Origin of the sequence: Clostridium sp. DSM 8431 (genome assembly GCF_900116755.1) — a bacterium.
In the GTDB taxonomy this organism is placed as follows: Bacteria; Bacillota; Clostridia; order Clostridiales; family Clostridiaceae; genus Clostridium.
Map to the genome: position 1 here is coordinate 1 of NZ_FPBY01000019.1, position 11,796 is coordinate 11,796.

General features: G+C 30.8%; 8 protein-coding genes. All 8 read left to right on the top strand.

Annotation, left to right across the window (positions count from 1 at the left end; genetic code table 11):
• Positions 1–477: 477 nt before the first annotated feature.
• The 8 genes from BM384_RS03255 (at position 478) to BM384_RS03290 (ending at position 11,791) form a co-directional block, all read left to right on the top strand.
• On the top strand, positions 478–1,104 hold the full coding sequence (locus BM384_RS03255) for a DUF4867 family protein (RefSeq protein ID WP_090011023.1): 627 nt from the start codon (positions 478–480) through the stop codon (positions 1,102–1,104).
• Positions 1,105–1,124: 20 nt separating this feature from the next.
• Positions 1,125–2,603: an L-fucose/L-arabinose isomerase family protein gene (locus BM384_RS03260; protein WP_090011025.1), complete on the top strand. Its 1,479-nt coding sequence runs from the start codon at positions 1,125–1,127 to the stop codon at positions 2,601–2,603.
• Between the two features lie 159 nt (positions 2,604–2,762).
• Positions 2,763–3,449 (top strand): DUF624 domain-containing protein, encoded by a 687-nt coding sequence (locus tag BM384_RS03265; protein WP_090011027.1) that lies wholly within the window; start codon positions 2,763–2,765, stop codon positions 3,447–3,449.
• 155 nt (positions 3,450–3,604) lie between these two features.
• Positions 3,605–4,564 carry an ABC transporter permease gene (locus BM384_RS03270; protein WP_090011029.1) on the top strand — a complete coding sequence of 320 codons (960 nt, stop codon included), beginning with the start codon at positions 3,605–3,607 and terminating at the stop codon, positions 4,562–4,564.
• Positions 4,564–5,448, top strand: coding sequence for a carbohydrate ABC transporter permease (locus tag BM384_RS03275; RefSeq protein WP_090011030.1), 885 nt, complete (start codon positions 4,564–4,566; stop codon positions 5,446–5,448). The genes BM384_RS03270 and BM384_RS03275 overlap by 1 nt, the downstream gene beginning before the upstream one ends.
• A gap of 74 nt (positions 5,449–5,522) precedes the next feature.
• Positions 5,523–7,202, top strand: a complete 1,680-nt coding sequence (locus tag BM384_RS03280) for an ABC transporter substrate-binding protein (RefSeq protein WP_090011032.1) — start codon at positions 5,523–5,525, stop codon at positions 7,200–7,202.
• 85 nt (positions 7,203–7,287) lie between these two features.
• Positions 7,288–9,612 (top strand): alpha-xylosidase, encoded by a 2,325-nt coding sequence (yicI, locus tag BM384_RS03285; protein ID WP_090011034.1) that lies wholly within the window; start codon positions 7,288–7,290, stop codon positions 9,610–9,612.
• A 64-nt stretch (positions 9,613–9,676) separates the two neighbouring features.
• Positions 9,677–11,791, top strand: coding sequence for a glycoside hydrolase family 3 C-terminal domain-containing protein (locus BM384_RS03290; protein WP_090011036.1), 2,115 nt, complete (start codon positions 9,677–9,679; stop codon positions 11,789–11,791).
• Positions 11,792–11,796: the final 5 nt, after the last annotated feature.

Sequence of the window (11,796 nt, forward strand, 5' to 3'; positions counted from 1 at the left end):
ATTATTTTGCTTTTAGGTTCTTTTGCGGCCTACAATTATTTTTTAATGCATCTCACAACTTCCATAGGAGAAAGCCAGTTAAAATCAGTGTTTAACATCAAAAAAATTTTATACTTTCCTATGCATTAAAAAAAGACTTTTAATATAATCAATACCAATTAAATGTATTAATTATATTAAAAGTCTCGTAACCATGTAGGTATATAACACCAGGCATAAAAGCCGCGATTGTTGATGCTATATTTTAAACTACTCCCTCTTAATAAAAAAATTAAGACTTATTAAATTATACGCTTATGATAACAGAAAATTTAATGTGAGTCAAACGAAAATATGTGAAAAAATTCTAAACTACATATTATATAGTTTTATATATCTTATTGACTAGTTAATCTGAAAAATGTAAAATAAACTTATTAAAGTAGTTTTAAAAAGTATTTTAATAAAGAAAATATAGTGATATGAGGGGATGCTTATATGATTATCAAAAGTATCAATGATTCTGATTTCAAAAGATACGGAAAAGTATTAAAAGGATATGATGCATCAGAAATTATTGAAAAAATGAGTGAAACACCATTACCATCAGATGTTGTATATGAGCCATCTATTAAAGAACTTGAAAATTTAAATATTTCAAAAGAATTAATGGAAAGAGAATACGGTGGCTTACCTATACAGATAGGATATTGTAATGGTAATAATTATTTGCTTAATGCAGTAGAGTATCATCGTTCTTCTGAGATAAATATTGCAGCAGAAGATCTTATTCTCTTACTTGGAAAAGAAGAGGATATGGAAGATGACTTCACTTATAACACAGCTAAAATTGAAGCTTTTTTAGTACCTAAGGGAAGTATTATAGAGGTATATGCTACAACTCTTCATTATGCACCATGTAATGCAAATGAATCAGGATTTAAATGTGTTGTTGTATTACCTAAAGATACAAATATGCCTTTAGAAAAGGATATTAAAAAAGAAGGAGAAGATGCTTTACTTTTTGCAAAGAACAAGTGGCTTTGTGCTCATAAAGAGAGTGGTCTTGAAGAAGATGGAGCATTTATTGGATTAAAAGGAGAAAATATAAACTTAAAAAATTAGTTTTTTAGGAGGAATAAAAAATGAATAATATACCTGAAGTTAAATTAGGAATAGTAGCTGTGGGAAGAGATTGTTTCCCAATGGAATTATCACAAAGACGTAGACAAGCAGTAGTAAGTGCTTATAAAGAATGTTATGGAGATATCTACGAATGTGAAGTAAATGTTGAAAATGAAATAGATATGAGAAAGGCGTTAGAAGATATTAATGCCGCTTCTGTAAACGCTTTAGTAGTGTATCTTGGAAACTTTGGGCCAGAAGGACCAGAAACTATTATGGCTAAAGAATTCAATGGACCAGTTATGTTCGCAGCAGCTGCTGAAGAATCAGGATCAGACCTTATGGATGGAAGAGGAGATGCTTATTGTGGAATGCTTAATGCAAGCTACAATTTAGGCCTTAGAAATATAAATGCATATATTCCTGAATATCCAGTAGGAACAGCTAAAGAAGTTGCAGATATGATTGCAGAATTTAAACCAATAGCAACAGCAGTTCTTGGGCTTAAAGATTTAAAGATAATAACTTTCGGACCAAGACCAGAAAACTTCTTAGCTTGTAATGCACCAATAAAACAACTTTACAACTTAGGTGTTGAAATAGAAGAAAACTCAGAACTAGATTTATTTGCTTCATTTAATGAACATGCTGATGATGAAAGAATACCTGAAGTAGTTAAGGACATGGAAAGAGAACTTGGAGAAGGTAATAAGATGCCTGGAATTTTACCAAAACTTGCTCAATATGAATTAACTTTATTAGATTGGGCTGAAGCACATAAGGGTTCGAGAAAATATGTTGCTTTTGCCAATAAGTGTTGGCCTGCATTCCAAACTCAATTTGGATGTGTACCATGTTATGTAAACAGTAGATTAACAGCAAGAGGAATTCCTGTATCTTGTGAAGTTGATATTTATGGAGCATTAAGTGAATATATAGGAACATGTATTAGCAATGAATGTGTTACATTACTAGATATTAATAATACAGTACCAAAGGATATTTATGAAGAAGATATTAAGAATAAATTTAACTATACACAAAAGGATACATTTATGGGATTCCACTGTGGAAATACAGCAGCTTGTAGATTAAATAAACCTGAAATTAAGTTCCAAAAAATTATGAAGAGATCTCTTGAACCAGACACAGAACCTAATATTACAAGAGGAACTATTGAAGGTGATATTAAACCTGGAGCAATTACTTTCTTTAGATTACAAAGTACAGCTGAATCAGGATTAAATGCCTATGTAGCAGAAGGTCAAGTTTTACCAGTTCCAACTCGTTCTTTTGGATCAATAGGTATATTTGCTATTTCTGAAATGGGAAGATTCTATAGACATGTATTAATTAAAAATAGATTCCCACATCATGGAGCAGTAGCCTTTGGACACTATGGAAAAGCTATATTTGAATTATTTAAATATTTAGGTGTTGAAGAAATAGGATTTAATCAACCAAAGGGTATGCTTTATAAAACAGAAAATCCATTTTAATATTAATTAAAATAGTTATCAATTAATTTACAGGTTAGCTTTCAAAGCTCTCCTGCAAGTTAATTGATATTTTTTTAGATTAAAAAAGACCGATGCTGTTAATTTACATAAAATATTATAAATGTTAAAATGTGAAGAAAGAAATTAGAGGTGAGAATTATGAATGAAAATAAAGATATGACCAATACTCCTTTATATAAAATTTTAACTTATATAACAGATCTATTATTATCAAACATATGCTTTTTGCTGGTTATTTCCCCAATACTCATATATATTTCAGGATACAGTAAAGAAAGTTCATTAGGAATTCTTCTGCTTATTTCTATATTATTAGGGCCAGCTTTTACAACTTTATTTTCTGTTATGGGGAAGTTAGTTAGAGAAAAGGAAATTGCTGCAGTGCGAGACTTTTTTCATTTTTATAAAATTAATTTTTTCCAAGGACTTATAGTAAGCATAATAGTAAATAGTGCCTTAGCAGTATGTTATTTTGATATGACTTATTTTAAAGGAGAAGGGAATAATTTTATGGCAAATGTATTTTTGTTAGGGATATTAGCTATATCGTTAATTTCACTATATATCTATCCTTTAATATCAAGATATAATATGAAAATAATACACGCTATTAAAATTTCAGTAAGGCTTATGATTACTAAATTTTATATAAGTTTTACTTGTATAGCTATGATTGTAATAGTTTTATTTATTATAAAAACAGCTAAAATAGCTTTACTAGGAGTACTTTTAGGAGCAAGTATTATAGCTTACTTAATAATGTATTTAGAAGATAATATTATCTATGAGCTAGAAGAGGAAATAAAAAATAAATATAGAAATTAGTAGCTTAAATTAGAGTAGTTTTTTACGTATATTTATACCTAGAAAAACTACTCTAATTTTTATATGAAAACATATACATTTTTGTAGGTATTTTTATTTTTAAGTAAACGTTAAAATATGTAATATGAGGAGAAAAAATATAAGGGGGTATAGCTATGGAGGTCGGAACTGCTGATATAACAAAAGTAAAAGTTACAAAAACTAATAAGCAAACTTTGTTTACAAAGTTAAAAAATCAAAAAGCAATGATATTTATGTCATTACCCTTTGTTATATGGGTAATTATTTTTAAATATCTGCCACTTGCAGGGTGGGCAATGGCATTTGAGGATTATAAACCAGGAAAAGGATTCCTTGATCAAACTTTTGTGGGGTTAAAACATTTTAAAACATTATTTAAAGAACCTCAATTTTATCAATCATTACAAAATACATTAGCAATGAGTATTTTAGGATTAGTCTTTGGTACATTTTTTGCAATAGCATTTGCTTTACTATTAAATGAATTAAGGCAAGCAAGATTTAAGAAGATTATTCAAACAATTTCTTATTTGCCACACTTTATTTCATGGGTTGTTGCAGCAACAATCGTAACAAGTATGTTAGCACCTAGCGGCATAGTAAACGATTTACTAATGAAGTTACATATAACTTCTTCTCAAATACCGTTTATGTCTAATCCCAATTACTTCTGGGGAATAGTAACATGCTCAGATGTATGGAAAGAAATGGGATGGAATGCAATTATATATTTAGCAGCTATAACTGCAATAGATCCAGAATTATATGATGCTGCAAAGGTTGATGGTGCAGGAAGATTCAGACAGATGATAAGTATAACTTTACCATCAATAAAACCAACTATAGTAGTTTTATTAATAATGAGTATAGGTAACTTAATTAATATAGGATTTGAGAAACAGATGTTATTAGGAAATACAATAGTGGCTGATAAGTCATTAGTATTAGATAAGTATGCTCTTGACTATGGTATTGGAATGTTTAGATATTCCTTTGGTACTGCAATAGGTATTTTTAAATCTGTAGTAAGTGTAATCTTAATATTCTTAGCTAATAGAATTGCTAAGAAATCTGGAGAAGGAGGTCTTATCTAATGAAAGAAAAAACTAAACCTTTTGATGTGTTTCTGATTATATTAATGATATTTATAGCAATTATAACAATATATCCTTTCTTGAATGTTTTGGCTATTTCACTTAATAATGCCACTGATACAGTAAAAGGCGGGATTACAATATTTCCAAGAGAATTTACATTAGATAATTACAAACAGATATTTTCAACTGGAAGTAACTTAACAAGAGGTTTCTTTAACTCAGTACTAAGAACAGTAATAGGTACAGCAACAGGAGTTATATCTAGTGCAATAGTAGCATATGTAATGAGTAGAAGAGATTTTATATTTAGTAAATTTGTATCAATATTATTTGTATTAACAATGTATGTTGGTGGAGGATTAATTCCAGAATATATGCTTATAAGACAAATGGGGTTAGTTAATAACTTTGCAGTATATATTTTACCACCACTAATAAGTGCATTTAACGTAATAGTTATTAGGTCATTTATAGATGGATTACCACCAGCACTTCAGGAATCAGCAAAAATTGATGGAGCAAATGATTTTACGATATTCTGGAAGATAATTTTACCTTTATGTTTACCTGTAATTGCAACAGTTGCTTTATTTATAGCTGTTGGTCAATGGAATAGTTGGTTTGATACTTATCTTTATGCAGGATCAAATGAATCACTTACAACATTACAATATGAACTTATGAAGGTTATGGATAATGCATCAGCAAGTGCAGTAACAGCAGCTAACACTGGTACTGGAAACTTACAAGTTACTGCAGTAAATCCAGAATCAATAAAGATGGCCATAACTATGGTGGCAACAGTTCCTATTTTATTAGTTTATCCTTTTGTACAAAAATATTTTGTAACAGGTATGACTTTAGGGGCAGTAAAGAGTTGATATTATTTTAGCATTAAGAGCTTTAAAGCTTTTATTTTATATATTATTTATTTCATGATTAAGGGGGAATACACATGAGAAAAAATAAGATTTTACCATTAGTATTAGCAGGCGTAATGATGGGAGCATGCTTGACAGGTTGTGGTAGCAGTAAAAATGAGGCAACTACTACATCTAGTAGTTCATCAGGAGAAATGGACAAATCTCCAATAACATTAACAATGTTTACAAAGGATTCAACTGAAGATATTGTTTTTGATGATGATGTTGCTAAAAAAATTACTGAATTAACAGGAGTAACATTAAAAATAACACATCCAGTAGCAGGAGATGAACAAGCTATTCCTTTAATGATAGCAAGTGGTGAATATCCTGATTTAATATTTGCTAAAGGAGATACAGGTAAGCTTGTTGATGCAGGTGCACTTGTTCAATTAGATGATTATATTGATAAACAAGGAGATAATTTAAAAACTTTATATGGAGATCAATTAAAGAGATTAAGATATAGTGCTGATGATCAATCTATATATACAGTAGGTACTTATAGAGTTAATAGTGAAGTTAAGAATCCAGATGGAGCTTTACAAATACAAAATGCTGTTTTAAAGGATTTGGGGTATCCAGTAATAAAAACATTAGAAGATTATGAAAAGGCAATTAAACAATATAAAGAAAAATATCCAGAAATAAATGGACAAAAAACAATTGGTTTATCATTAATGGCAAGTGATTGGAGATGGCTAATTACTTGTGGTAATAGAGCAGGTATAGTAGCTGGTATTCCAGATGATGGTCAATGGAAAGTTGATGATGAAACAGGAGAAACAACTTATAAATTTGAATTACCAGAATGTAAAGAATACTTCAAATGGTTATGCCATATGAATGCTGAAGGATTATTAGATCCAGAATCATTTACTCAAAAGGAAGACACTTATAAAGCTAAGATATCTCAAGGAATAGTTCTTGGATTATCAGATGCTTCTTGGGATTATGATCAACCTAAGAAAGCATTACAAGGTGCTGGAATGTATGAAAGAACTTATGCACCTCTTTCAGTAACTTTAAATGATAAGTGCAAAGATCAAACATTAAAAGATTACGGATTTAGTGGTGGATTTGGTGTTGGTATTACTACAAGTTGTGAAAACAAAGATAGAGCATTCCAATTCTTAAACTGGTTAGCTTCAGATGAAGCACAAGTTCTTCTTAACTGGGGTATTGAAGGTAAACATTATGAAGTTGTAGACGGAAAGAGAAAGTTCTTACCAGAAGTACAAGAAAAGTTAAATACAGATAAGGATTATAAGAAGAATAGTGGTGTTGGTAAGTATATCTATCCATTCCCAGAAAGAGGAGAATTAGATAGAGATGCTAATGGAGACACTTACAATACTGATACATTACAAAATTACATTGATAACTACAATAGTGCAGAAAAAGAAACTTTAGCTGCTTATGGAAAGACTTCTTGGACAGAAATGTTCCCACAACCTGATGAATTAGGTAAGTCTAAACATGGTGGTGTATGGCAATATAACGTACCTACTGATAGTGATGTTGCTATTATTCAAAAGAAAGCAGATGACTATACTCAAAAAGCTATAACACAAGCTATCCTAGGAAGCGAAAGTAATTTTGATGCAGCTTGGGATAAGATTCAAGATGACTTAAAGGCTATGGATATTAAGAAAGCTGATGAAGGAATGACTAAGATAGTAAAAGATACAATGAAACTTTGGAATGACTAAGATTAGTTTAACAGATTAAATGGAAATCACCTCAAAGTAGCTGTTAGCTATTTTGAGGTGAATTTATATAAAGGAGTGAAGAAATATGAAATTTAGTAATGGCTGTTGGCTAAATAGGGAAGGTGTTGAAACATTTAGCCCTCAAGAAGTTTACAGTACAAAAGTTCAAGAAAAAGAATTAACAGTATATGCACCATGCAACAGAATAAATCACAGAGGAGATACTCTTCAAGGTCCTGTGATAACATATAAAATTACATCACCTATTGAAAATGTTATCAGAGTGAGAGCTTATCATTATATGGGTGGACAAGATAAAACACCTGATTTTCATATTTGTGAAGAGGATAATATTAATTGCTTAATTAATGAAGATGATAATTTAGTTTCTTTAGTATCAGGAGATTTAAAGGTAACATTTAATAAAGAGTCATGGAATATGAGTTTTTATAATAAAGATAAAAAGCTTACTTCAAGCCCTGGTAGAGGATTGGCTTATATTATTCAAGATAAAAAAGATGTATTTATGAGAGAGCAGTTAGATTTATCGGTTGGAGAATTGGTATATGGGTTAGGAGAAAGATTCACTCCTTTTGTTAAGAATGGTCAAACAGTTGATATATGGAATAAAGATGGTGGGACAAGTACAGAACAAAGTTATAAGAATATTCCATTTTATATAACTAATAAAGGGTATGGAGTTTTTGTAAATCATCCTGAAAAAGTTTCTTTTGAAGTAGCTTCAGAAAGGGTATCTAAGGTACAGTTTAGCGTAAAAGGAGAGTATATTGATTACTTTATAATTGGTGGAAATTCAATGAAAGAAGTAATTAAAAATTACACTAAGCTAACAGGAAAACCAGCACTTCCACCAGCATGGACATTTGGTTTATGGTTAACAACTTCATTTACAACTAATTATGATGAAGAAACAGTAACAAGTTTTGTTGATGGAATGGCTAAAAGAGATATTCCTCTTAGGGTATTCCACTTTGACTGCTTCTGGATGAAAGAATTTAACTGGTGTAATTTTGAATGGGACAATAGAGTTTTCCCAGATCCTAAGGGAATGTTAAAGAGATTAAAAGAAAAAGGATTAAATATTTGTGTTTGGATTAACCCATACATAGGTCAAGAATCTAAATTATTTGATGAAGGAAAAGAAAAAGGATATTTTATTAAGAGAACAAACGGCGATGTATGGCAATGGGATATGTGGCAACCTGCAATGGCAATTGTAGACTTTACAAATCCAAAGGCTTGTGAGTGGTATGCTGGAAAGCTTAAAGATTTATTAGATATGGGAGTTGACTGTTTTAAGACAGACTTTGGTGAACGTATTCCTGTAGATGATGTAGTTTATTATGATGGTTCAGATCCACAAAAAATGCATAACTACTATACACAACTTTACAATAAATTAGTATTTGAAACAATTAAGGGAGTTAAGGGAGAAAAAGAAGGGGTTGTATTTGCTAGATCGGCAACAGCAGGTGGACAACAATTCCCTGTTCACTGGGGTGGAGATTGTGAATCAACTTATCAGGCAATGTCTGAATCATTAAGAGGTGGATTATCCTTATGTATGTCTGGGTTTGGTTTTTGGAGCCACGATATAGGAGGATTTGAAAGTACTTCAACAGCAGATGTTTATAAGAGATGGGTTGCATTCGGATTATTATCATCTCACAGTAGACTTCATGGAAGCTCATCTTATAGAGTTCCTTGGCTTTATGATGAAGAAGCAGTTGATGTTGTTAGATATTTTTCTAAACTTAAGTGCAGCCTAATGCCATATCTTTATAGCATGGGAATTAAAGCTCATGAAGAAGGAATTCCAGTTATGAGATCTATGGTATTAGAATATGAAAATGATAAAGCTTGTTCATATTTAGATAAGCAATATATGCTTGGAGATTCAGTTTTAGTTGCGCCAATATTCAATGAAGAGGGAATTGCTGAATACTATCTTCCAGAAGGAAAATGGACAAATTATATTAATGGTAAACAATATGAAGGTGGCAGATGGATAAAGGAACATCATGATTATTTAAGTATCCCTATGCTAATTAAAGAAAATAGTTTAGTGGCTGTAGGAAGTGAAAATACTAAGCCAGATTATGATTTTAGAAAAGATGTTTCAGTACTTGCTTATAATCTAAAGGAAAATGAAAAGACAGATACTAAGATTTTCGATATGAATTCTAATGAGATTTTAAAGGTTAAGGCTATAAAGAAGGATGGAGAAATAACTATTATATCTGAAGGAGTAGAAGGTGCTTGGAATTTTGTATTAAAAGATGAAACTAATGTTGAAAGCGTTAGTGGAGGTGAACTTGTTAAGGAAGTCAATGATACAAAAATTATAGTTCAGTCAGGTAATAGCAAAGTAATCTGTAAATTAAAATGATTTTTAAAGTAAGGAAGGGCATTTAATATCCCTTCCTTATTTTTTCATAGTAGGAGGTATTAATATGAATATTGAAGATATAATTTCAAAACTTACATTAGAAGAAAAAGTTAGTATGTGTCATGGAGCAGGATTATTTAGAACAGAAGGAGTAAAGAGATTAAATATTCCAGCATTAAAGATGTCAGATGGACCAATGGGAGTTAGGCATGAGTTTCCTGATGCAAGCTGGGTTCCAGTAGGAAATTCAGATGATTATGTAACTTATATGCCATGTATAGCAGCATTAGCAGCAACTTGGAATACTGAACTTGCTTATGATGCTGGAGATGTTATAGGAAGTGAAGCAAGAGCTAGAGGTAAGGATATGATTTTAGGACCTGGTATTAATATTGTTAGAAGCCCTCTATGTGGAAGAAACTTCGAATATATGTCTGAGGATCCATTCTTAGCAGGAAAAATGGCAGTCAGCTATATTAGAGGTGTTCAAGAAAAGAATGATGTTTCAGCTTGTGTAAAGCACTTTGCAGTTAATAGTCAGGAAACAGAAAGATTAGAATATGAGGCTATAATTGATGAAAGAACCTTAAGGGAAATTTACTTTCCAGCTTTTGAGGCAGCAGTAAAGGAAGGTAATACTTATTCTGTAATGACTGCTTATAATAAGATATTTGGTTATTATTGTTCTCATAATAAAGAGCTTATTAAAGGAGTTCTTGAGGATGAATGGGGCTTTGAAGGAATAACTGTTTCAGACTGGGGAGCAGTTAGAGGCACAGTTGAAGCTGCTAATGCAGGATTAGATATTGAAATGAATGTTAGATTTAATTTTGATGAATACTTCTTTGCAAATCCTTTAATTGAAGCAGTAAAGGAGGGGAAGGTTAAGGAAACTGAAATCGATGAAAAAGTGCGTAGAATATTAAAATTCATGTATAAGATAAATATTTTTTCAGAAGGAAGAGAAGCTGGAGAATATAATACACCAGACCATAGACAAAAAGCACTTAATATAGCAAGAGAATCTATAGTCTTATTAAAGAATAATAAGATACTTCCATTTAATAAAAATAAAATAAAAAAGATAGCTGTAATTGGTGAAAATGCTAATGTAGCACATTCTAATGGTGGTGGAAGTGCAGAAATTAAGGCATTATATGAAGTTACACCACTACTTGGAATAAAGATGGCTTTAGGAGGAAATACAGAAGTTAAGTACTACAAAGGGTATAGCAGTAAAGAAGAAGAGCAGGAAGATCTTTTAAAAGAAGCTATTTTAGCAGCAAAAGAAGCTGATGCTGTAATTTTTGTTGGTGGTTTAAAGCATGTGGATGAAAACTTAGGATTAGAAGATAATGCACTAAAGGTTTCAAGTGATGAAGCTATAAAACATAGAATTGATAGTGAAGGATATGATAGATCAGATTTATTACTTCCATATAATCAAAATGAGTTAATAAAAAGCATATTAAATGTGAATAAAAATACTGCCGTAGTAATCTTAAGTGGTTCTCCAATAGATGCTACAGAATGGATAGATTCTTCAGAAGCTGTAGTGCAAACTTGGTACAATGGAATTGAAGGGGGAACTGCCTTAGGAGAAGTTTTATTTGGAAAGGTAAATCCATCAGGTAAACTTACAGTTACTTATCCTAAGCAACTAGAGGACTCTCCAGCACATTCTATAGGAGAATTTGCAAAGAAAGATAAGGTTAACTATAAAGAAGGAATATTTGTAGGATATAGATATTTTTCAACTTATGATGTAGAGCCTTTATTCTGCTTTGGACATGGTTTATCTTATACAAATTTTGAATATAAAAATATAGATGTTACAGTAGATGAAAAAGAAGATGATGTAAGTGTTTTGGTTAAGTTTGACTTAAGTAATATAGGTGATATGGAAGGTAAGGAAATAAGCCAAGTTTATGTAGGAGATATAAATTCATCAGTAAAAAGACCTATTAAGGAATTAAAGGGATTTAATAAGGTGAATCTATTACCAGGGGAAACTAAGACTGTGACAGTATCATTAGATAAGAGAGCTTTTGCTTTTTATGATGAAACTAAGAGAAAGTGGAATATAGAAAGTGGAGAATTTAAGATAATGGTAGGAAGCTCTGTTCAGGATATTAAGTTAAGTCAAAATATTTCTATTAAAAATAATTATATATTTTAGAAATG

Bases quoted from the DNA above. Each gene is read 5' to 3' on its own strand.
- BM384_RS03255 (WP_090011023.1), top strand. From the start codon at position 478: ATGATTATCAAAAGTATCAATGATTCTGATTTCAAAAGATACGGAAAA.
- BM384_RS03260 (WP_090011025.1), top strand. From the start codon at position 1,125: ATGAATAATATACCTGAAGTTAAATTAGGAATAGTAGCTGTGGGAAGA.
- yicI (WP_090011034.1), top strand. From the start codon at position 7,288: ATGAAATTTAGTAATGGCTGTTGGCTAAATAGGGAAGGTGTTGAAACA.
- BM384_RS03290 (WP_090011036.1), top strand. From the start codon at position 9,677: ATGAATATTGAAGATATAATTTCAAAACTTACATTAGAAGAAAAAGTT.
- BM384_RS03280 (WP_090011032.1), top strand. From the start codon at position 5,523: ATGAGAAAAAATAAGATTTTACCATTAGTATTAGCAGGCGTAATGATG.
- BM384_RS03275 (WP_090011030.1), top strand. From the start codon at position 4,564: ATGAAAGAAAAAACTAAACCTTTTGATGTGTTTCTGATTATATTAATG.
- BM384_RS03270 (WP_090011029.1), top strand. From the start codon at position 3,605: ATGGAGGTCGGAACTGCTGATATAACAAAAGTAAAAGTTACAAAAACT.
- BM384_RS03265 (WP_090011027.1), top strand. From the start codon at position 2,763: ATGAATGAAAATAAAGATATGACCAATACTCCTTTATATAAAATTTTA.